Genomic DNA, 24184 nt, shown 5'->3' with positions numbered 1-24184 from the left:
TTGAAACATAAAACAGGTCTGTCATATCGATCGTTTCTGCATACTTGATTCTATTTCTCGGAAATGAGGCCCTATTTCAAAAAGAAATTGAAGGATCTTAGCTTCTTTTCTACCAAAATTCTGTTTTCTGATTGTCTGTAAAAAGAAAAACGAACCCGGATGTAAGATGGGTTCGTTTGATGTGTTTTTTAGCCAAAACATAACGGTAAGGATCATGCATTGGCCTTTTGTTCAAACAGTTTGATGATTTCAATAATCACGTTCGTTGCTTTTACCATATTGTCGGCGGAAATGTATTCATATTTGCCGTGGAAGTTTTCTCCGCCTGCAAAAAGATTAGGTGTCGGGAGGCCCATGTACGATAGCTGTGCGCCGTCGGTACCTCCTCGGATCGGTGTAACTTTCGGTTCAATGTCTAAATTTTTCATCGCTTCGTACGCAATGTCGACAATTTCTTTGACCGGTTCGATTTTTTCTTTCATATTATAATATTGATCTTTGAGTTCCAACAAAATATTATCTTTCCCGTATATATTTCTGAATTCTTCTACAATCTTTTCTAATTGGGCTTTTCGGGCGTTGAATTGTTCTCGATCAAAATCCCTGATGATGTAGTGCAAAGTTGTTTGTTCGACATCACCGTTGATCGCAAGCAAATGATAGAATCCTTCGTATCCTTCCGTATATTCAGGTGATTCCTTTTCCGGCAGTTTACGATGGAGTTCCATGGCAATCTTTGTCGAGTTCACCATTTTCCCTTTCGCTGTTCCGGGATGTACGTTGTTGCCTTTGATCGTAATTTTGGCAGCGGCAGCGTTAAAGTTTTCATACTCGAGTTCGCCGAGTGGGCCGCCGTCCACTGTGTAAGCATATTTTGCATCAAAAGCGTCTACATTGAATTTATGAGGTCCTCTTCCAATTTCTTCATCCGGTGTAAACGCCACTCTTACTTTTCCGTGCTTAATTTCTGGATGATCCAATAAATAAGCCATAGCCGTCATGATCTCGGCAATCCCCGCTTTATCATCGGCGCCGAGAAGAGTGGTGCCGTCAGTGGTAATCAACGTGTGGCCTTTATAGTTGGCCAGTTCAGGAAAATCTTTTGGCGAAAGTACGACATTTAGAGATTTATTTAAGATAATGTCACCGCCGTCATAGTTTTCGACAATTTGCGGTTGAACGCCGGCACCGGTAAAATCAGTCGCTGTATCCAGATGGGCCAAAAATCCAATGGTCGGGACATTTTTTTCCGTATTGGCCGGAAGGGTGGCCATCACATAGCCGTTTTCATCCACTGTCACATCTTCCATGCCGATCGCTTTTAATTCGTCCACAAGCATGCGGGCAAGCGTCCACTGGCCGGGAGTAGATGGACAAGTGTTGCTGTTTTCATCAGATTGAGTGTCCACTTTGACATAAGAAATAAATCTTTCCATTACTTCCTTTTTCATTTTCGTTCATCTCCTCACGTTTTATTTTATATTATACTCTTCCGAGAGGATACATACTTTCTCGGATGTTTTCTACAATCGAGAAAACCAACAATTTTTTCTTTCCTTTTTTCACTCGAACACCTTCTTTTTTGCTGACAAAGATCGTTTTCAATGAAACTCGTAAGCCGATTGAGATTTTGATCCAAAATGCAAGAAAAATTTTATTTTAAGTCCAACAATGGGTTTTAGCACTCGCTTTTTTATTTTCAAGGCTTTGAATCGACCGAATGTTTAGGCTTTCTCAATTAAAATCTATGGCATACGATTTTTGATATAATAATATGGTCTTTAAACATTTCATTAAAACTAAATAAGAAGTAGAGGTAAATGTATGAAAAAAAGAATTTTTGTAGTCGGAATCGTTTTCCTGGCCATTTTTCTTCTTTTGTATGGTACTTACAAATTAATGAATTCACGAACATACCAGCTATTCGGAGGGTTAACCAACCAGGTTGAAACAAGTCAAAAAGTTGTGGCTTTGACCTTTGATGATGGGCCTACAAAGAATGTCGATCAACTGTTGCCTCTTTTGGATAAATACAATGCGAAAGCCACTTTTTTTGTCATTGGGAATGAGTTGGAAAAGAATCTGGAGGAAGGAAAGAAAATAGCACAAGCAGGACATCAAATTGGCAATCATAGCTATTCTCATAAGCGAATGGTCTTTAAAACCCCTTCCTTTATTCAACAGGAAATTGAAAAAACCAATACATTAATTCGAAAAACAGGTTATAAAGGACCCATCGATTTTCGACCACCTTATGGCAAAAAACTGGTGGGATTACCGTATTACTTAAATAAACATCACATGGATACCATTACTTGGAATCTTGAACCAGACACCTATTATACTTCCGTTTCTGACAAAGTCGATTATGTAAAGAAAAACGTGAAACCCGGGTCTATTATTTTGATGCATCCAATGTATGATGATACGGGAAAAGAGTTAAAAGCCATTGAAGGAATATTAGCGGCCTTGTCCAAAGAAGGCTACAAATTCGTCACGGTGAATCAGTTGCAAAAATGGAAAAACAATTAGTCTGAAAATGGGTGGACATTCATACTATATGTAAACTATTGAGGTTTACATCACTTCATTGGTGATTTTAGGAAAAAAAGAAAATATTAGCAGATTCCTGTTATCATGTTAGCGACTTTGCCAATATATTGAATAAGCGTGTTCATATAACCATATAAAACTTTCCATAAGTTCTACGGAGGCTTAAACAGTTTTAAATAACTTATAAAAAGTTATAAAATTTTTATTGACTTTATAATTTTTTCATGCTATATTTAATTTAAGGAGGAATATAGCATGAGATATTATAGCATTCATGAATTTTCCAAATTAATCAATCGAACGCCACAAACTTTAAGAAATTGGGACAAAAGTGGAAAATTAAAACCACATCATACTGGCTCAAACGGCTATAGATATTATTCTCACGATCAACTTAAAGAGGTACTTGGTATTAAAGAAACTAGTCAAAAAGTGGTTGGTTATTGCAGAGTTTCTTCTAATAAACAAAAAGATGATTTGCAAAGACAAGTTGAAAATATGAAAAAATATTTAGAATCGTTAAATGTTGAATATGAAATCATTCAAGACATTGGTAGTGGGATTAATTACAAGAAAAAAGGTTTGCGTCAACTAATCAAAATGATAAATAACAAAGAAGTAGATAAAATAGTAGTATTCTATAAAGATAGGCTTCTTAGATTTGGTTTTGAATTGGTTGAGTATATGGCAAACCTTAATGGGTGTGAGATTGAAGTTTTAGATAGCACTGAAAAAACAGATGAACAAGAACTTGTAGAAGATTTAATACAGATTGTTACAGTATTTAGTTGTAGATTACAAGGAAAACGTGCTAATAAAACTAGAAAGTTAGTAGATGAATTAATTGAGGAAAATGAGGAGTTGCTAAATGATAAAGTCAATAAAAGTGATGTTGAAACCAAATAATAAGCAAAAAACTAAATTATTTCTATATGCGAATACAGCTAGATTTGCTTATAATTGGACAATTGCAAAGCAACAAGAAAATTATCAAAATGGTGGTAAATTCATCAATGATTCAACTTTGAGAAAACAGTTTACTCAAATGAAAAAACTTGATGAATTTAATTGGTTGAATTATGTAAGCAATAATGTAACGAAACAAGCGATTAAAGATGCTTGTGATGCTTACAAACGATTTTTTAAAGGACTATCAAAATATCCAAAATTCAAGAGTAAAAAGAAATCTACACCTAGTTTTTATCAAGACAATGTGAAAATTAAATTCACAAAAACACATGTAAAAGTAGAAGGATTTGCTTCAAGTAAGAAGTCGAATAAACAAAAGATAAATTGGATTCGATTAGCTGAGAAAGGACGTATTCCATTTGGTGAAAATGTTAAGTATACGAATCCTCGATTTACATTTGATGGTTTGAATTGGTGGGTATCTGTTGGAATAGAAACAGATAGTGATTATTCTCCTTCAAAAACAGAAGGGATAGGTATTGACTTAGGAATAAAAGATTTAGCTGTTTGTTCTGATGGTAAAGTTTATGGAAATATTAATAAAACAAAAAGAATTAGGCAATTAGAGAAGAAAAAGCGTAGGTTGCAACGCAAAATATCAAGAAAATATGAAAAAGGAAGGGAGGGAAACCGTTACAGGAAAACCAACAACATTATAAAAAGTGAAAAGCAACTTTTAAAAGTTTCACGAAGACTAACGAATATTCGTCATAACTACATACATCAAATCACTTCTGAAATCGTAAACAGAAAACCAATGTTTATTGTTTTAGAAGATTTGAATGTAAAAGGTATGATGAAAAATAAACATTTAGCTGAATCTGTTCAACAACAATGTTTCCATGAATTTAGAAGACAAATTGAATACAAGTCAAATTGGAATAATATTCGCTTCATTTTGGCGGATAGATGGTTTCCAAGTTCTAAGTTGTGTTCTTGTTGCGGAAAAGTTAAAAAAGACTTGAAGTTATCCGATAGAACTTTTGAATGCGAATGTGGAAATATTGTTGATCGAGATTATCAAGCGTCTATAAATCTTAAAAAATATGGTGAAAATGTTTTAGAATCTGCATCTTAACAATGCAAGTTAATGCAGACATGTACCGATTCGTTAGTCGGGAATTTACGACTTTGGAGTGTTACACCAAATGCAAGTAGCGATCTGTTTAATAGATAGACGTGAAAGCAGACACGATGAAGAAGTAATGAAACATAAAAGTTGTAGGAAATTATAACTTTTTATAAGTTTTCTGTAACGGTATTCAAAATAAAGACAAGGACTGTAATCGGGTTAATAAGTTCTCTTATTGTATGCGTTTATGGGGTGTATTGCTTGTTTCTTGAAACACCGTCATTTCATTCTACCTGTAATTCCTTTCACTTTTGCTATTTCTGGTCTTATTGGCATCATTGGATTTAGTGTCGAATTACGGAAAAGACATTCCAATTAAACGAATTTTAATAAACAAAATTCGAGTAGAGATGGGGCATTTCTAACCCTTTTCACCACAGAACGAAAGAGCTGTACGCGTGGATCTTCGCATACAGCTCTTACTTTTTTGTCTTGAAAGTCTTGGAATGAGAGACGTTAAAATAATATTGTCTGTTGTGCTAACAATGTTTTTATGGTTCCATTATTCTGAAATATTCATCTCCTTATATTGATCGTAAAAACACTTGAGTTCATTTTTGTACTGTTTATGCCAAGGCTTGTCTTTTCCGCAATAATGGATTAAAACGGTGTTGCGGCGAATCCAGTCGATAGTGTGTTTTCGCTTAGGGATCAGTTTCGAAAGTTCATAATAGCGGGCATCATAATTGTATTTCAGGCTGTCTGTCGGCTTGATTTTATCCCAATATAAAGCATTCAATACGTCTTGGTCTGGGAGAACGAGTTTTAATTTGTTTTTTTCGATAAACTGGTAGATCTCTTCGATATTCACTTCTTTTCGGATAGACGCCATGTTCATCAACAACACACCTGTATTAAAATAGCCCTTCGCATTTGGTGTACGCAACCGTAATTTGTTGATTGCCCGCGCCATTTTAGCAGAATGTTCGTGCTCGGCAGCGACAAATAAGCAATTTTCAAAATCGGTCCAATAAAAATCTGTGATCGGATTAATGCAAACAATATCCGGATCAAGATACAATATTCGATCGACATCCTCCGGCAAAAATTGATAAGCGGCCAGCCGATAATACATTTCGGATGTGTAGTGCCGAAATACAGGTGCATCTTGAAACCATTTCGAATCTACGAATATGGGAGTGAAACGATGTCCTTTTGAGAATATGTATTGCTCCAAAGTTTTTATGTCTTGATCCGGTATGTCGGAATATAGAAGATAGATGGAAAATGACTCGTTTTTGTTGTTGCAGAACAGTGAATGTAATAGTACTTTCAGCGGGGGTAAGTAATTGGCATTCAGTGTCACAAGAATGTTCATCATGTGCATACACCCTTACGAATTTACCTTTATTAAGAAAAACAAAACAGTCATATATCATTTTATTATAAAATGAAAATTTTTTCATAGATGAGAATTAATCTAATATGGGAAAATCGTTTGTTTTGAACGAGAAAAGGGGAATATAGACAAGGGGATCCGGGGGCATTTTATTTCTTTGGTTTCTAAATTATTTTGGAAAGTTGAAAAGGTTCTTTTTAACCGTTCATAGATTGAAAGAAGATTGTGAGATTTGTTCATTCATAAGGGGTCATAAGTACCCCTTCAGCAACAGCGATAACATAGTGTTTTTCATGATATGGAAAAGATTTATTAGATTCATAATGAAAGAAAAGGGCAAGTTGCGCCCCTTTCTTTTCAGCGTATAAAGTTAGCGTATGGTTTCCTTTAGTTTGTTTCTGATTTCGTCGGCTGCAGCCGTCATGTTTTTTAAAGAGGCAATCGCTTCTTTTTCACTTCTTGTTTTTAAACCGCAGTCAGGGTTAATCCAAAATTGGCCGGGATCCAACACTTGTAATGACTTTTCAATAATAGCGGCCATCTCTTCTACAGTCGGTATTCGAGGGCTGTGGATGTCATAAACGCCTAGTCCGATTCCTTTGTCGTACGTTTGTTTTGCAAAGACAGGGATAATTTCGCCATGGCTTCTGGATGTTTCAATTGAAATCACATCCGCATCCATTTTGCTGATGTCTTCTAAATAAGAAGCGAAATCGCAATAGCACATATGAGTATGAATTTGCGTTGTATCTTGGACTGTTGAGGTGGTGATTCGGAATGCCCGCACGGCCCAATTCAAATAGTTTTGCTTGTCATGATCCTTCAAAGGCAATCCTTCCAGCAAAGCGGGTTCATCTACTTGGATCATCGCAATGCCTGCTGATTCTAATGCTTCCACTTCTTTTCTTAAAGCGAGCGCAATTTGTTCGCATACTTCTTGACGAGATTTATCATCGCGAACAAACGACCAGTTTAAAATCGTCACCGGTCCCGTAAGCATCCCTTTTACAGGCTTGTCCGTTAATGATTGTGCATAGACGCTTTCTTTCACGGTCATCGGCTGCAAAAATTCTACGTCGCCGTAGATAATAGGGGGACGGACACAGCGTGAGCCATACGATTGGACCCAACCATTTTCGGTAAAAGCGAATCCTCCCAGTTTCTCCCCAAAAAACTCCACCATATCGGTTCTTTCAAATTCACCATGAACCAATACATCCAGTCCGATCTCTTCTTGTAGACAAATCCATTTTTGAATTTGCTGCTGAATAAACTGTTCGTACTGCTGTTCATTCCATTCGCCTTTTTTCCATTTTTGCCTTGCCTTGCGGATATCAGCTGTTTGCGGAAAACTGCCGATAGTCGTTGTCGGAAGAATAGGGAGGTCGAACGCTTCTTTTTGGACGGATTGGCGAATGGAATAAGGCGATTTTCTTGTCGCTGATACATGTTGTAAGTTTTTTTGAGCTTGCTGTACACTTTGGCGATGTCTTTCCGAATGGTTTTTCCATGTTTGGATGATTTGTTGGTTTTTTTGAAAATAAGCGTCGTCCACCCCGTGTTGATCTCTTGCCAGGAACACAATTTCGGTTAATTTTTCATCCGCAAAAGCCAGCGATTGTTTGATGATTTTGTCTAATTTTGTTTCGTTCTTCGTCGTTACCGGTACATGAATTAAGCTGCAAGAAGGTTGAATCCACAGCATCGATTCCGGAACGACAGAAGTGATCTTTTCAATGAGATGACGTTTTTCCGCTAAATCAGACCGCCAGATGTTCCGTCCGTCAATGATGCCAGCCGCGAGCACTTTATTGGCGGGAAAGCCGTGAGTAAGCAGTGATTCTAAGTTGTTTTCGCCGCCATGGACAAAATCGAGTCCGACTCCTTGAATCGGCAAGTCCATAAGCTCTTGGTACCAATCGACGGAATCAAAGTATGTTTGCAGCATAATTTTTAAGTTTGGTGCCGCCTCATGCAATTGATGATAAATGAACTGGATCGTTTTCATTTCCTCTTTGGAAATAGAAGTAACGAGAATAGGTTCATCGATTTGCAGCCATTCTACCTTTTCATTTTGCAATTCCTGTAAAATTTGTTCATAAAGAGGAAGAAGCTGCAAAATAAGGGCGGGGAGCTCTTTTTCCTTATATCCTTTGGACAGTTTGATGAAGGTATATGGCCCGATCAGTACAGGTTTTCCTAAGATTCCAAGCTTTCTTTTGGCTTCTTGGTACGCTTTCAGCGGCTTGTTTTCAATGAGTCTTGGTTGGGCGTTGTTCCATTCAGGCACAATATAATGGTAGTTTGTATTGAACCATTTCGTCATTTCGCAAGCATGCGCAGTGTCGCTGCCGCGCGCCATGGCAAAATAAACAGAAAGGGGAATGTCATTTCCTTTCCAATTAAATCGTTCCGGTACTAATCCAAACATAGTTGCCGTGTCCAACATTTGATCGTAAAATGTAAAATCGCCGACGGGGATAAGGTCAATCCCGATTTCATGCTGTTTTTTCAAGTGTTGATGCCGAATGGATTCCATCGTCTGTAGAAACTGGCTTTCATCCACTTGGCCTTTCCAAAATTGTTCCAATGCTTTTTTCCATTCTCGATTTTCACCAATACGTGGATAACCAAGATTGCTTGATTTCATGTGTTTTTTCACTCCCTAATTAATTTCCCCAAATAAAAAGGCATTTCTAACGTTCGATAAGGAGTTAGAAATGCCAAAAAAAGGGTGTAAAATACCCTGTTTTTTCCATTCATAACACCTCCCTATCTCCCGTAGGTAAAAGCAGTGTTGTCAGAACAGGCAGGTCTCCTGACTTAAGGGTCATCGCTTTTTGCCGACCTTCCCAGCCTTTTCGGCCAGTGGCTGCATCGGCATTGCTCGCCTCTTACAGTGGCGGGACCGTGCCGGATTTGCACCGGGCTTCCCTTTTCATCCAAGGACAAAAATCGTCTTTGGAACCTGTTCCCACAATATTAAATTGTAAAAAAATAATTTATATTATAAATTATAGAAAAACAGTAACGTCAAGATATCATGATCGGTGGTAATTGTCAAGGGAGCAAAAAATAGGAGAGTGAGGGTTCACTCTCCATCGAAAGTAGGATCTGTTAAGCATTTTTTCAATCGATTTCAGAATGGTTCGTTAAAGTTTAATGAGCCGGTTTTTTTTCACCCAATAAAAAGATCTTTGTTACAATCCGAGAAATTAAGAATGTGATCAAGTATACGATCAAAATGTGAAAATAGTTCACCCCGTCAAATACGACTAATAAACCAAGGCCGGCTAAAAGAGGTTTCACGATAAAAGCGAATACACAGGCGGTAAGAAAGGAATAGAGATAAAAATTTTTATTGTGATTCAACGTCCATTGATAGACGAGCATAAAGACGACCGGTACAAGAGAGGCATCCAACGAAAAACTGGGAAAGTAAGGGATGGCTTCATAGGGATATCCCCATAATCTTGTCCTTACGCCGTATGTATCAATATAGGCGAACCAAGCATGTATATTAAAGCCATAAAATCCAATTAAAAAAATTTTCTCTCTGTCTATCGTAAAAGCTAAAACAATTAAGGGAACGATGAGCATTAACACAACCACCCAAAATTGCCATGTATGAAAACTGGAATATTGTGCCCAATAGTCTGCATGTAAGATACTTACTTTTTGCTGTAATTTGGTTACATAATCAAATAATTGCTGTTGATGTTGGTTCATCAAATCTTACCCTCCTATTCATTTCTCTATAATTATGGTTACCTAAACGACGAAAAATAAACGACATGCACTAAGGAAATCATAATTAGATTTATTAGATCTTTGATCCCACATGAATCATCTTTTTTCTCGTTGCAGATGATGGAAAAGTAGAATTGGGAATAAGAAATAAAAGGAAAAATTACCACCGCAAAGAGAAGATTTCGAAGGTTGAAATGAACTCTCCGCTTCCCTATCCGGATTGAACAGATCAGGAAAAGATGTTATATGGTCGTTATGGGAATGAAGATCAACTACGGATGACTTGGCGTAAGAACAACGGCCCCAAAGTACCGATTAGTTCCACTAACCATCGGGGAGGATGAAAAAACTCCCCTGATGGAATTTTTATTTTATACAAATCGGCATTTTATAGCCCACAGCTTGAAAATTGGAAATGGAGGGGGGAAACTCTACGGTTTTCAGCCCGCATTTGCCGTTTGGATTAAAGGCTTTCAAGTGATGAACGTGGATATTTTGAACTCCGGCACCAATCTGAATGGCCAGAGGAGCGGACTGGCGGATGGTTGAATGGCGAATGGTGACGTCATCTGCCCGCTGTGGACCGCCAAAGATCTTAATATCCGCACCCGCTGTATGGAAATTCCGTATCGACACATGATTCAACACGATATTGCGCGCCCGATACTGAATGGCGATCACAGGATTTCCCTTGTAGTCATAATCCGGGTCGCCTATTAACGTAAAATGGTTGATGACTACGTTCCGATAGGCAGAAACAACCAGTCCCCTGGGGGAAGAATGCTGATATAAATCTGTATAGATCGGCGCGATTGACACCATCATTGTCGCCTTTATGTTATAAGCCGTCTTTGATTCGGGATCCGAGATTTTATGGTGTCCGATATGACGGAAGTTATAAGAACGGTTATCGTGGACGGATAAATGTCCGATGATGTAGATGTTGGATGCTGCCGAAGCATTGTGGTGGGCTTTAATTTCTACGCCGCCGAAGCATCTTGACGTCGAGTTATGGACGAGCCATATGTTTCTGGATCCATCATCCACTTCGATGCCGTTGGAATTGGATATCCCTTTTGGATGGGCTCTTCCGCTTGGATCGCACATGTGGCTGTTGGAAATAAAAACGTAGTCGCTGTGATGAGTGGTGATTCCATCATCGCCAAACCCATATCCGTTTAATTGGTCAAGCCAAATGTACCGGCTTCGGCCTCGGGCGCGTTTTCCGTCTCCTGCGTAATGATAGCGGGTTGAGGACACATCAAAACAATGCAGGCCGGGGTTAATGGCTTCCACCTGTTTGACCCATCCATATTTGACATTGGCGAATGTGAAGCAGCTGGAACTATGCCCGCCCGCGCTCGTACGCTCCGTGTTCCCGAGCCGTTCTATATTCCAGTCTAAACTCATCCCTTTTACCAAAATATGGTGATTTCCTTTCCGATGGTTGGCATTTGTCACTAATCTTGTCTCGATGGGGGCATCGGGATGAAGCTTGATGGTTGTGATGCCTTTTCCTTTTCCGATTAAGCATGTCCAAGAAGGCAGTTTGATTCCTTTTGTTAAAAAAATACCTTCCGGCACGTGCACTATTACCCGCCCGTTCCCAATCGCTTTTTGAAACGCTTTGGTGTTGTCGGTTTTTCCGTCTCCTATAGCTCCGTAATCTAACACATTTACGATCCTATCAATTTTGGACATTAAATGGATGTATTCTTGATCTAAAAGGTTTTTCCATATTGGATAAACAAAACCGTTCTCATCAAGATCTGTCTCCCATGAAATATCGTTCCTTTTTTGGACAGGTAAAAAGTTTGTTGTTTTTTTGATGACAGAAAGCACAGAAGCGGTGAAAGGATTTCGTTGCTTTCTCTTGTTGCTATATCGATCAAAAAGTTCTTCGGTCTCCTTGATGACATTTTTCAAATCTGTTTTCGTATCCAAAAGGTTTGCAATCAAATCTTTATTTTTGATAGGATCGTGATTCTTATCTAAGCAAAGCAATGTTTTCACTCCCTTGAAAAACTTGGCGACAAGGTTCATGTATTTTGTAGTATTCTCCATTTGGGCTTATATAACCTTGTAACAAGAAGAAGGATTATTTTGTTTTCAAGTTGTATTCATCCTTTAAAATACTTTCTTCTTGTTTTAGGAGAAAATCAATTCATAAGCTTATACCCGTTTTCTGCCGGAAACATATATTGACAAAAGCGGTTCATTTGCGGACATTTGCTTTTTTTCTCGAACAAACCGATTGCAAGACAGTTCCATAGTTTAAGAATCGACGTGTACACGGTTGCTGACAGAGAAATTTGACAAGAATGATCAATAGGGAATGTACGTTTTTTAGCGAGCTGTTTTCAAATGTAAATTTATTTCATTTTATATGCCTTATGAGAGGGAGAGTTCAACCAGCAGCGATCAAGAAAAGAATCATCGCCGTTTCAAAAAGATGGTGGGAAGAAGTCCATATTATAAGAATAGGGGATTATGTTTATGTTGAAAAAATGGTTAGCAGCAGCTTGTATCATGATTTTGACATTATCGGGATGTGCCGGCAGCGGCAAAGAAAATTCACGGAATGATCGAGACCGAATTCAAGAAAAAGTTTCCGACACGGACAAACACGAAGTACGATATCGTTACCCGTTGACTGGGATCTGGACCAATCAAAAGCCTAGTGATCGCGCAGTGGCTGTGGTCATAAATAATCATCCGAAAGCTCGGCCGCAATCAGGGCTTCAATCAGCTGATATTGTGTATGAAGTGCTGGCCGAAGGTGATATTACTCGGTTTCTGGCCATTTTTCAAAGCCAAAAGCCCGATAAAATAGGGCCTGTCCGCAGCGCGAGAGATTACATGATTGATTTGGCGAAGGGCTACGATAGCCTGTTTATCGCTCACGGCTATAGCCCGGAGGCGAAACAAATGCTCCAATCGGGCTTGATTGATAATCTGAATGGCATTCAGTATGATGGCACTTTATTTAAACGGTCAAAGGACAGAAAGGCGCCCCACAATTCCTACATCACCTTTGAAAACATTCAAAAAGGAGCTGCCGAAAAGCAATTCAAAATGACTCCTGCGCCCAGGCCGCTCCCTTTTTATACGGATAACGAATCGAAGCATCTTTCCGGACGCAAGGTAGAGAACGTTCATATAGCTTATTCCAAATATTCACTTTTTAATGCAGATTATCGGTTCGATGCTAAATCGAAAAAAATGGAACGCTATTCCGGTGGAGAGCCAACAATGGATGCAGAAACGAAAAAACCTGTTTTAGTGGATAATCTGTTGATTATCGAAACGATCCATCGTGTTATTGACAGCAAAGGGCGGAGAGAGATTGATTTAACTTCGGGTGGAAAAGCCTATTGGATTCAACGGGGCGTGTGCCGAGAAGTGGAATGGAGAAACGAAAACGGCAGGATTTTGCCGTACGAAAACGGGCACTCTCTTCCATTTGTTTCCGGAAAAACATGGATCAATATTGTCAAAAGCCTCGATTCTGTTTCATTTTCATAGGCAGCATTGAGCTTCATTTTTAGGGGAGGCTTTCTTTGGAAAAAGAAAGCCTCGGCAACCTTTTTAAATAAAGCTTAAAACGGAATCACTTGGATGATGACGGCTACGATAATCATGACAATGGTGGAACCACATGCCCATTTTAAGAAGGCTCGCTGCAAATCGCCGAATTCTTCGCCGACCATTCCAACCAGTAAATAGGTGGAGGGCACCAGAGGACTTAATAAATGAACGGGCAGGCCTAAAAGCGAGGCTCTTCCAATAGCTTCAGGATCAATTCCATAGGCGGAGGCTGCCTTTGAAATTAACGGAAGGACTCCAAAATAAAACGCATCATTGGACATAATGAACGTAAAAGGAGCGCTTAAAATCGCCGTTATAATCGCAAAGTGGGGGCCCAAAGCTTCCGGGACGTGGGATATCAATGCATTTGCCATCGCATCAATCATTTTCGTTCCCGATAAAATACCTGTGAAAATTCCGGCTGCAAAAATCATGGACACAACCGATAATGCGTTTCCTGCGTAAGCAGCAATTCGCTCCTTTTGATCTTCTAAACGAGGATAATTTACGATAGCGGCAATCGCAAAACCCGCCATAAACAAAATCGGAGTTGGAAGAATTTCCAGAATTAATCCAATTAATAGAGCAACAGTTAACAAGGCGTTGAACCACAGCAGATGTGGACGTTTATTGGAATCTTCTTCTAAAGCTGCTGCTTGCTCGACTAGAGTGCTTTGATCGATCTCCATAATACCGATTCGTTTTCGTTCTTTTTTTCCAAGCCAATAAGCCATCAATAAAACAAATATTACTCCTCCTATCATAGAAGGGACGATCGGTGTAAAGAGATCAGAAGTTTCCAGATTTAATGCACTCATTGCCCTGGCTGTCGGTCCACCCCAAGGGAGCAGATTCATTACGCCTGATCCGGAAACCGCAATGCCCGCCAAAATAAGCGGCTTCATGCCAATTCGTTTATAAAGCGGCAGCATAGCGGAAATCGTAATCATATAAGTGGTTGTGCCGTCTCCGTCCAGCGAAACAAGAAGTGTCAATACAGCTGTCCCGATGGCGATTTTTAATGGATCGCCTTTTACGACTTTCAGGATTTTGGCAATGATGGGATCAAATACTCCGGCGTCGATCATGAGTCCAAAATAAAGAATGGCGAATAAAATCATAATTCCGGTTGGAGCGACACTTTTAACCCCGTCAAGCGCCATCGTTCCAATGTCTTTTCCAAATCCGCCTATGAGAGCAAAAAGGATCGGGATGATCATCAAGGCGATCATGGCCGAAAGTCGTTTTGTCATAATGAGAAACATAAAGACAATGATCATGAGGAAACCTAGTACAGCAAGCATCTTATCACCTCAAGCAATGTTTTTTATTAAGTATATTAAATAGGGGGAAGTTTAGTAATCGTTTTCAACAAGAAAATTAAAGTGTTTTTAGAATATTTTGTTTTTTATTCGCGATCTCAAAAAAACCGTATTACCACTAGTGCCTCTCATATAAAGCTCAAGTCCTAAATATTATGTAAATCTCTTGATAGACTAACTAGGATGGATGACATGACGTATGGTTTTAGAAAATCCAGAAAGTTTCTCTAGCAGTCGCCTTCTCCGACAAAATATCATGATAGAAACGTTTGCGACTAATTCTTACTCGGCTCTGGATTCCACGTTCTCCTTGACACGGCGAATAATTTATCCCACTCTCTTAAAATTGGAGACTCCTGATTTTTGATTGAGCGTCTTGATTTTTCGTTCCAGCCATGCAGATGTATATCATCACAATATCTATTTTTTGGGAATTTATCTTATCTTGAAAGAGGAAAAGTATTCGGCAACGATGTAATAGCAACAGCCATTTCAGGTCTTTAACATTATAGGTGATTCCTACCATTTCCGCGAAAAAGAAAAAGCAGTCATTTATCCTTCGTGGTTGTCGAATTAAACGTTCATAATGTGGGGAATATCATCTCGTTGAAATTGGGTAATTTCAATTTACTTTCGCAAACAACTAGGCATTGTTCAAGAAATACATTTCTCCATTGCCAGATCTGATTCAAGTGAATCCCATTGAGAGAGGAATTTCATTCATCGTTTTTCCCTTTTTAGGACCTTTAGTACGAGCTGGAATTTATAATCTGTTGTATATCGTTTTCTCCATAAACCTACTTTAACGCCTCCTCATTTCGTGTCTAGTTTTATGGGGGGGACTATTATAAATTGTTTTAACAACATCTTGCCTTTTTTAAGCAACAACAAGACTGTTTTTTTATTTAAATTCGAATTTTCCTGCAATTTTATAGACAAATTTTGTTATTAACTCAACTTTCGCACACAGAAATATTTAAGCATTGCTTGATATAATTAGGTATAGTGGCCAACCATTTATTCATTTGATTTTTAAAGATGTCCATGTTCAAAGAAACCTCGGCTTCCGCCAAAGTTTGGAAAAGGTCAATAAGTGATTGAAGGGCAGTAATAAAATCTATGTCTTTTACATCTTCGCAAAGGATGTAAAAAAGGTTGCCAATCGTCTTAGGATCCTCCTCTTTTCGCATTTGCCAAGCAATGAGAATATATCGTGTAAAAACAATGGTTGTATGGCTAATTAACATGTCGTAGGAACGTCCCTGGAATTCTTTCTCTAAATTTAAAAGGGATTTATTGCATTTGAAGAAGACTTCAATGTCCCAACGCATGCCGTAAATACGAATGATCTCTTCATTTTCTAATGTTGTATCTGTGCTGAGAATGGCAAGCCATTCGCTCCGTTTATTACGGTTTCGTACAAATAGAATTTTTACTGGAATTCCATTGTCTAAAGTAGCATAAACGGATCCGCGAATGTCTTTTTTACCCATGTGAGGTTTTGCCAATTTGTAAAGTTGATTCAGTGTGAAACGTTCACCATTGTAAACGTATCGCTGCTTTAATTGCTTCACCAAGCCAATGACAAATAACCCTTTGTTCGTAATCTTCTCAATTAAAGGCGCTTGTGTAAACCAGGAATCCATGAGAACATAGTCAGCTATAATCCCTTTTTCAAGCGCATGATCAAGTAAAGCTGAAGCCACGTCCGGTTTTGATTTCAGAGCTTCCTGGCGACGCTTATAGCCAGATGTTCGTTTATCAATATTGGTATTGATTTCTTGCAGGCGATTTTCCTTTTTCGGTGAACTTAGAAGAGCAAAATCAACGGGAATAAAAGTAAAACTATCGGTCCAGCCAAGGGTAAGCATTTGAAACCCTTTCAAGTACTGATGGGTAGAGTGATCAAAAACCTTAGCCAACAGTTCAACCGACTTACTACGGTTTCTTGAAAAGACAGAATCATCAATCACAAAAGCTGTGACACGATCTTTTGAAGTTAATGGTTGAAGCAGACGGATCATTTCACTGCTTAATGAAAGCAGAAACTTTCTCCAATGATAGGTTGGTGTATTTAAAAAGCGATAGACTGTATCCTTTCCGGGCAGATCCTGAGATCGTTTACTCATAAAAGCACGAAACCAGTTCTTATATTGGAAGACTAAAAGAAAAATCAGTTTGAAAACAGTAAGACAAGAATACCCGGAAAGTTTCGTAATATTCGCTTTTCTTAAATGATATCCAATATTTAATTCGGAAAATCCTTGTTTAATTTCTTTTGGTAATTGCGCAAAGTAGTCTTTATTCGTTATCATAGTGGTGACACCTTTCTTTTGGATTTGGTTTCGTCACCAATATTTTACCAAAAGAATAGGTGTCTTTCTTTATGTTTTAAAAAATGTCAAATGATAATTTTGTACTTCCCAAAACCATTTACATCAAGCATTTAAACAAGATTTTGGACTGCGAAAGCTGAGTTATTAAAACTATTCTTTTGGTATGAAACATAAATTGTTTTTTATCGCAATGTTTGCAAGAAAAACTGAGATAATTTTTCTTGATGAACCATTTACAGCGTTAGACCAAAAATCCCAGGAAATAGCGATAGATTTATTAAAAACATATAGCAAAAATGGGGGAGCGATTTTATTTGTTAGCCACTTGAAAGATTTACAGCGTGAACTAGCAAATAAAATTTATTTAATGTCAAATGGAAAATTAAAGGAGATGTAGCGATGAGGATAATGTATTCTATTATATTTATTGTTTCTTTAATTATAATTGCATACTTTTCTAAGACGAATTATATAAATCAAACGTCAGGAAAAATAATTGTAGCAGTTGCTTTTGGTTTTTTAGTTTCGTCAATTTTAAATATTTTTAAAAAAAGAAAATGATGCGGTTTTCTGAAATCTTTCCCTTTCAGACAAGTTAGTTTAGTATACAATAACATCATCTTCATGAATAAGATTTTTCTGATGTACTGAATGTTAATCGACTACCAAGGTTGTCGATGTTTCTAAACCAAGATGATGTGACCCGACACCAATTGCACGGCGAGGAGATAATGGATTTGGAAAATGAAGTTCCAAACGAGTCTTCCGTGATTAGGTCATCTTTCGGGCAGACACCCCTATTCTTCACCATTTTCATTCGTGCTGGTATTAGAACTTGTTCACTTCGTTGGTATAGTTGAAACAATTCGGTGGTGAACTTCCATCTCTTATTCGTGAAACGCGCCAACTGACATGGATACGGACTGTTTCGATAGACTTTATGTTTATCCGTTTGTTCATAACGGAGGGCACCAGGCTGTTCTTTTGTTTGCGCCTAGAGGAATTAATTAGGAATTTATTCCAGAAGATTCCCTCATCCTTCGTCGATAATCCGTGCAAAAGTCTATCTTTTACGGGAATATGATATTGAGCCATTGTTGCATACCACCTTATATTTGGCGGTTATTGTTTATTCTATCAAAGGGAAGCAACATGGCTCTTTTCTTATTTCTCTTTTTACACAATTATACGACTAAACTGGATCTTGTTCTGATTGTTGGGGTGTAATTGTTAGTGGAAATTTACAAAAGGTATCTTAAAAACAAGTCAATAGCCATCTACTCACACGTGAAAAGAGTTGGGGGCTGACCGTTACAATACTTTCCGAACATCAAACAATTCACTGACAATAAATCCGGACTGAGGAAAATGCAATCCAAGCTGCCATGCTCCGACTCCTCTTAATCGATACCTAGGGACTAATAAAAGCTTCGCTACGCGTGCTCGGGCATCTTCATACCAGACAATATGCCTTCTCCCATTTTCATCGCGGAACGTAAAATGGGGCTGTTGGTATTCATTTGAATACTGGATGGGCACTTGGTGAGAAGAGGCTAGTTGTATGGCCATGTCAACCGAAACAGCACGGGCGCTTTGGACGCTTCCGTTTGACATAGTCCATTCATATCCGTAACGCGGAAAACCTAGAATGATTTTGTTTGAAGGCATTTGGTTGATGGCATATTCTATGGTTCTTCGCACTTCTTGAATAGGGGCAACAGGTCCTGGAGGAGAATCAGGAGTATGCCAATCGTAAGCCATGATAAACGTGAAATCAACAACTGATCCAATCCCTCCGTAGTCGTATCCTCTCAACCAAGGAATTTGATCGTCCGTTTTTGCTGGAAGGGCGACGGAAAGATAATAACGGCCGCGATTTTTCAAACGTTGATTTAAAATCCGAAGAAATCCTGTAAATAAGTCTCTTTCTGTTTCAGCCACTCTTTCAAAGTCGATGGTCACCCCTGAATAATTTTTTTGTGTTACAAGCGTGACAATTTCATTCACAACCCTGTTTCGGATCTGCGGGTTTGACAATACTTGGCGGATCAATGCTGAGCTGAATCCTTCTGAAGTTAAATTCGTAATGGTGGCAAGCGGGGCTACCCGAAACGAGCGAGATGTTTGAATGGTATAACGATCATTTAAGGTGCTTAAAGCGACTCCGGGCAAAATGTGATATTCAAACATGGCAAAATACGTACTGATGGGAGAAAAAGACCTGATCAGCTGTTCATCTTCCGTAGGTGTACCAGGATAAATAAAACTTAAATCTTCAGTTGAATATTTGGGGTGCGATGGTAAATAGAGGCGCATTCCCGGATAAATGACATCGGAAGTTAATCGATTGGCAGCTCGGATCGTTTGAACAGATAAAAATGCTTTTTGAGCGATGGTATAGAGAGAATCTCCCGGTTGAACAATGTAGGTGGAACTTGGAACAACTATATCTTGGCCGGGGACTAAACCTCCCGGATATACCCCGTTTATTTCTTGCAGCCTTTGAAAAGAAACCCCGTAATTTTGAGAAATCGAATAAAGTGAATCTCCGGGCTTCACGACATGGATAAAAAACATGGCCTCTTCTCCTTTCATTGTATAAATATGTTCAGAAAGAAAAAACATGTAATGATTTTGGCAAAAGCAATGATTCTTCTTGTATTGTCAAATGAATGCGAATTCAAGGAGAGCGGTATGACAAACATGATTTTTTAGAGACTTTTTAATCTCATGTCTTCGTGTTTACGTTCATGGAAGGCTAACATGTTGAAGAGTTTTACGTACAATCTTTCTTTAGTTTGCTGAAGCAATTTAGGCGAATCCAAACCGATGACTTTATAGGAGAGATCTTTTGTTTATGGAAATTTAGTCATATTTTTACTGTTTTTATATATTTTTTACATAATAGATATTTGAATTTTACAAATCGTCTTTAATCTATTAATAGATTTTTTTTCGTGAAAAAGATCGAAAGTTTTACTTGATTTTATTTCATGCAACAGTTGGATTTAAAAGGTTCACTACTGATATTCAGCGCCGGGAAGGAAACGAATGATATGCGGCAAGCATGCGGTCTTGCCATAAAGCAAACCGATATCATGCTTGTCCGACAGTGGCTATTATCGGTTTTCAACAAGATTTCACTGCTGTAGAAATATGTCTTTTGCTGCAATTTTTAACAAGGTAGTTGCTTGACCTTTAAAGATATGGAACATGACGTTGACAACAGCTACGAACGCTCCAGCCATTGCGAAAGAAGAGAGGACAAAAAATCGTTTCATTCCCAGTGCGTTCATCCATTCAAAATGAAAGGCTGGCACATAAAGTTCCAGCCTCTTCTAATGTTTTGGCAAGATCGCTTTCGTTTTAGATACCGCTTTTTCTTTCTACTGTAGGTGATGAAATAGGGGGTTATAAAGGGCTGCTTTCATTATAATCGTGGAAGCGAGTATGTTGGATTTTCCGTTTTTCTACTATTATATATGTCATGATTTGAATTTCTTGTTGTGATAAGATTTTGGATGAGAATAGGTATTTTAGCCCCGTCCGATTATCGAAAGCAACAAAGGAAGGTTAGTTATTTTGTCCTAATGGTCATATCGATGAAATGCCTAGTGTCATTGGTGCTGCTTCATAGCACAAACGTTAGCTTATTCAAAAATGATGTTGAAAAAAATCAAAACAAAAAATCTTGGCAGCAGATGTCGAAACGTCTGTTTACAGCCGACATTTAGATCACTAAGTGGATTCGTGGCTATTTTTTTCTAATCCGCATTTTTGTAGGGGAATCGATTAGGTGATTTTTAGAGTTGAATGACAAGAAAAATTCGTCTTGAATAACTATCCTCCCGTTAGTGGCGTTCACGCAGCAAACTAAAGCCAGAGACAAAGGTTCTGTTCTAAGACCGAAACAAATTTTTTCTGTATTTATGAGGGATGGCGAAAGGGATAATCTCGCACAGGTATCAGGTTTTGATCATTTATTCTTGATTTCTTGCTAAAGATGGACGAACAGCACGGTAGACACGGTATCCTAAAATGTTTTGATACAAACGGGAAAGATTCATATGTTCATGAAGCAATTCTTCCACTTGGGGATCCACAGGGTCTGAGATTTGATACTCCGGGTAGTCATCTTTTTCTGGAGAGTTTTTTTGAAGTTCCGATTGAACGGTGTTGGAAAAGATAACGGCAGCTTCGGCAAATCCGGAACGATGCAAGTGTTGGATCCATTCGGTCTCTAAAAATACGTTGGAAATTCCGTAAACTCTTTTCATGTCCTTCAATTCCAACGGCTGGAAAGGTTTTTCTGCTGTCATTTCAATCATCAATAAAACTCCGCCTGGTTTTAACACTCTACAGTATTCTTTTAGAGAATCTGCAATGTTTGTAAAAGCCGTAACGGATTCGGAAAGCACAAAATCAAAGGAGGCATCTGAAAAAGGAAGGCTTTCTACGTTCCCTTGAATCGCATGAACGGGAAGTCGTTCATCGGAAAACCTTTGTTTGGCTTTTTGAATCATTGTCGGATGATTGTCTAAAGCCGTGACCGAACATCGAAAAGATTTCGAAAGAAAGGCGGCCGTTTGGCCCGTCCCGCAGCCAGCGTCCAAAATTTTTGACCTCCGGCTGATGTTCTCCTTCTTCAGAATCTTTCTCGTTAACGAAAGCCCCCCCGGATGAGCACCGCCAATTCCATAAGCGGCAAGAGCGTCTTGATATGTTGGTTTCACTATTTTCACCCCGTTAGCGCAAAATATATCATCATGCTATGAAGAACAGCCGCTTAGAGTGATACGTTTTGCGGATGATCATTTAAAAGGGCCGTAACATTGGTTTGCAGTTTTCAGCCATAACGTCCGCTGTATGGCTGAATTTCGAAAAGGAAAAATTATCTAAAGGTTTTTGTTTGCATAATGACTGTAAACGTTGTATAAATGAGATTAAAAGAAGTAATTACATACAATGCTTCCTATTTGTAAAATTGCAAGTACAGTTTGTAAATTTTGTCTAAAAATATATTTTCAATTTCTTAAACAATGTATTATAATGGTCATTAGAGTTTTAATCCGAAGGAGTGAAACAAAGTTGAATATGGAAAAGATAGGAAAAAGAGGGTTGTTTAATATGAAACTCTCGTTTTTCTTTTTAGCTGTGATTTTGTTCTGGATTAAGACGTATATTGCTTACAAAGTAGAATTCAACCTTGGCATTAACAATAAAATACAAGAATTTTTGCTTTTTATAAACCCCATTAGCTCCGCTATCTTGTTTCTTGCCTTTGGATTGTTTTTTAAAGGGAAAGGAAGAAATATTGCGATTATAGTTATCAATTTTCTTCTTTCCTTTTTACTGTATGCAAACATTGTCTATTACCGGTTTTTCAATGACTTTATCACAGTGCCGGTTTTGACGCAGGCAAAAACGAATAGCATCGGAAATTTGGGAGACAGCGCATTTGCGTTGATGAAGCCGTATGATGTTCTTTATTTCTTGGACATTATCATTTTGATTTTACTGGTTGTCTTCAAAGTGGTAAAACCACAAGGGAAAATTGGATGGCGCCCGGTTGTTGGTGTTTTTATGTCCGGTTTTATCATCTTTATGGTCAACTTGGGACTGGCGGAATCAGATCGTCCTGAGCTTCTGCAGCGTACGTTTGACCGCAACTATATTGTGAAATACTTAGGTATGTACAACTACGCTGTGTATGACATGATTCAAAACGTCCGTTCTTCTGCACAAAGAGCACTGGCGGACAGCTCGGATATTGCGGATATTGAGAATTACGTAAAATCCAATTATGCAGAGCCGAACCCGCAATATTTCGGTAAAGCCAAAGGAAAGAATGTCATTTTCGTTTCTCTGGAATCGTTCCAGAACTTTATGATTGACTATAAATTAAATGGACGAGAAGTAACACCGTTTTTAAATTCGTTGGCTCACGACAACAATACATTTTATTTTGATAATTTCTTCCATCAAACTGGACAAGGGAAAACGTCTGATGCAGAATTTATGATGGAAAACTCGCTGTTCCCGTTACCTCAAGGGTCAGTTTTCACGAATAAAGCTTTGAATACGTACCAAGCCACTCCGGCCATTTTAAAAACGCATGGGTACACTTCCGCGGCATTCCATGGCAATACAAAGACGTTCTGGAACCGCGATGAAATGTATAAATCGTTAGGGTACGATTATTTCTTTGACTCTGCCTATTATGATATGAATGATAAAGACGTGCTGAACTATGGTTTGAAAGATAAGCCGTTCTTTAGAGAGTCCATGCCTCTGTTAAAGAGCTTGAAACAACCGTTTTATGCGAAATTCATCACGCTTTCGAACCATTTTCCGTTCCCGTTGGATGAGGGGGATACGGATTTTCCAGCAGGAGATTTTGGAGACTCGATTGTCAACCATTATTTCCAAACAGCTCATTACATGGATGAAGCGTTAAAGCAATTCTTTGACGATCTGAAGAAATCGGGTCTTTACGATAATTCCATCATTGTGTTGTATGGTGACCATTACGGAATTTCCGAAAACCATAACGATGCAATGGCTAAAGTAATGGGTAAAGAAATTACTCCTTTCGAAAATGCCCAATTGCAACGTGTGCCATTGTTCATTCACGTGCCGGGTGTTAAAGGTGGAGTAATGCATGAATATGCCGGTGATGTTGACGTTCGTCCAACGATTCTTCATTTGTTGGGAATTGATACGAAAGATTACATCGAGTTTGGAACGGACTTGCTTTCTAAACAACATCGCCAAATCGTTCCGTTCCGAAACGGCGACTTTGTAACACCTCAATATACGTATGTAAGCGGAAAATGCTACAGCAATGCTACTGGAAAACAAGTGCCAAACAAAAATGCATGTTCGCGTCCAAACAAACAAGTAAAAGCTATGCTGGATTTTTCCGACCGAGTAGTATACGGAGACTTGCTGCGTTTCCACCATCCAAAAGGATTTAAACCCGTAAATCGTGCAGATTATGATTACTCTGTCAAAAAAACAGAACAAAATATAAAAGAAAATAAATAAATAAAGGATTAAAACTTTCATCAGATGAGAAATCACCTTGCTGATGATGTGTTGAATATGTCTCCCTCCCTTGCAATAATTCAAGTTGTTAAGGGAGGGAGATTTTGTTTTTCTGTATCCGTGATCATAATCATCTATAGGAATCGGC

At 38.5% G+C, this 24184-nt stretch carries 15 protein-coding genes and 1 riboswitch; of the genes, 6 read left to right on the top strand and 9 right to left on the bottom strand.

Going from position 1 to position 24184, the window contains the following annotated elements; genetic code table 11:
• Positions 1-212 precede the first annotated feature (212 nt).
• On the bottom strand, positions 213-1451 hold the full coding sequence (gene pepT, locus NST12_RS16040; RefSeq protein ID WP_003354897.1) for a peptidase T: 1239 nt from the start codon (positions 1449-1451) through the stop codon (positions 213-215).
• A 373-nt stretch (positions 1452-1824) separates the two neighbouring features.
• Between pepT and NST12_RS16035 the strand changes: the two genes are divergently transcribed.
• From NST12_RS16035 to NST12_RS16025, 3 genes are all read left to right on the top strand, one after another.
• The gene (locus tag NST12_RS16035) at positions 1825-2532 is read left to right on the top strand and encodes a polysaccharide deacetylase family protein (RefSeq protein WP_341102053.1); all 708 of its coding nucleotides are present in this window, start codon (positions 1825-1827) and stop codon (positions 2530-2532) included.
• A gap of 276 nt (positions 2533-2808) precedes the next feature.
• Positions 2809-3459, top strand: coding sequence for an IS607 family transposase (locus NST12_RS16030; RefSeq protein WP_048624295.1), 651 nt, complete (start codon positions 2809-2811; stop codon positions 3457-3459).
• Positions 3422-4600 carry an RNA-guided endonuclease InsQ/TnpB family protein gene (locus tag NST12_RS16025; protein WP_048624294.1) on the top strand — a complete coding sequence of 393 codons (1179 nt, stop codon included), beginning with the start codon at positions 3422-3424 and terminating at the stop codon, positions 4598-4600. Before NST12_RS16030 ends, NST12_RS16025 begins: the two co-directional genes overlap by 38 nt.
• 556 nt (positions 4601-5156) lie before the next feature.
• On the opposite strand, the gene NST12_RS16020 is transcribed toward NST12_RS16025, so the two are convergent.
• From NST12_RS16020 to NST12_RS16005, 4 genes are all read right to left on the bottom strand, one after another.
• Entirely contained in the window at positions 5157-5975 is an 819-nt protein-coding gene (locus NST12_RS16020; protein ID WP_341102051.1) for a glycosyltransferase family 8 protein, read from the bottom strand.
• A 388-nt stretch (positions 5976-6363) separates the two neighbouring features.
• On the bottom strand, positions 6364-8643 hold the full coding sequence (metE, locus tag NST12_RS16015; RefSeq protein ID WP_341102049.1) for a 5-methyltetrahydropteroyltriglutamate--homocysteine S-methyltransferase: 2280 nt from the start codon (positions 8641-8643) through the stop codon (positions 6364-6366).
• A 141-nt stretch (positions 8644-8784) separates the two neighbouring features.
• Positions 8785-8980, bottom strand: a riboswitch (cobalamin riboswitch).
• Between the two features lie 172 nt (positions 8981-9152).
• Complete coding sequence (locus NST12_RS16010) at positions 9153-9722, bottom strand: CBO0543 family protein (protein WP_341102047.1); 570 nt, start codon at positions 9720-9722, stop codon at positions 9153-9155.
• Between the two features lie 387 nt (positions 9723-10109).
• Complete coding sequence (locus NST12_RS16005) at positions 10110-11786, bottom strand: glycosyl hydrolase family 28-related protein (protein ID WP_445662352.1); 1677 nt, start codon at positions 11784-11786, stop codon at positions 10110-10112.
• A gap of 453 nt (positions 11787-12239) precedes the next feature.
• On the opposite strand from NST12_RS16005, the gene NST12_RS16000 reads away from it, so the two are divergent.
• Positions 12240-13268, top strand: a complete 1029-nt coding sequence (locus tag NST12_RS16000) for a DUF3048 domain-containing protein (protein ID WP_445662334.1) — start codon at positions 12240-12242, stop codon at positions 13266-13268.
• Positions 13269-13342: 74 nt separating this feature from the next.
• Here the strand turns inward: NST12_RS16000 and NST12_RS15995 are convergent, their stop codons facing one another.
• Together NST12_RS15995 and NST12_RS15990 are read right to left on the bottom strand one after the other, a co-directional pair.
• Positions 13343-14635 (bottom strand): CitMHS family transporter, encoded by a 1293-nt coding sequence (locus NST12_RS15995; RefSeq protein WP_003354904.1) that lies wholly within the window; start codon positions 14633-14635, stop codon positions 13343-13345.
• A gap of 971 nt (positions 14636-15606) precedes the next feature.
• The gene (locus NST12_RS15990; RefSeq protein WP_087960047.1) at positions 15607-16968 is read right to left on the bottom strand and encodes an IS4 family transposase; all 1362 of its coding nucleotides are present in this window, start codon (positions 16966-16968) and stop codon (positions 15607-15609) included.
• 196 nt (positions 16969-17164) lie between these two features.
• On the opposite strand from NST12_RS15990, the gene NST12_RS15985 reads away from it, so the two are divergent.
• Complete coding sequence (locus NST12_RS15985; protein ID WP_053083266.1) at positions 17165-17386, top strand: hypothetical protein; 222 nt, start codon at positions 17165-17167, stop codon at positions 17384-17386.
• Between the two features lie 914 nt (positions 17387-18300).
• Here NST12_RS15985 and NST12_RS15980 read toward each other — a convergent pair.
• Positions 18301-19566: a glycosyl hydrolase family 18 protein gene (locus tag NST12_RS15980; RefSeq protein WP_341102036.1), complete on the bottom strand. Its 1266-nt coding sequence runs from the start codon at positions 19564-19566 to the stop codon at positions 18301-18303.
• Positions 19567-20969: 1403 nt separating this feature from the next.
• Positions 20970-21722, bottom strand: coding sequence for a class I SAM-dependent methyltransferase (locus NST12_RS15975; protein ID WP_341030404.1), 753 nt, complete (start codon positions 21720-21722; stop codon positions 20970-20972).
• A gap of 361 nt (positions 21723-22083) precedes the next feature.
• Here NST12_RS15975 and NST12_RS15970 point away from each other — a divergent pair, with 361 nt between their 5' ends.
• Positions 22084-24036 (top strand): LTA synthase family protein, encoded by a 1953-nt coding sequence (locus NST12_RS15970; RefSeq protein ID WP_048624561.1) that lies wholly within the window; start codon positions 22084-22086, stop codon positions 24034-24036.
• The last annotated feature ends 148 nt before the right edge of the window (positions 24037-24184 follow it).

It is taken from the genome of Bacillus sp. FSL W8-1127, assembly GCF_038006725.1.
GTDB classification, from domain to species: domain Bacteria; phylum Bacillota; class Bacilli; order Bacillales; family DSM-4216; genus Bacillus_O; species Bacillus_O smithii.
The sequence above is the reverse complement of the archived record's forward strand: the minus strand, read 5'-3'. Positions and strand labels throughout refer to the sequence as shown.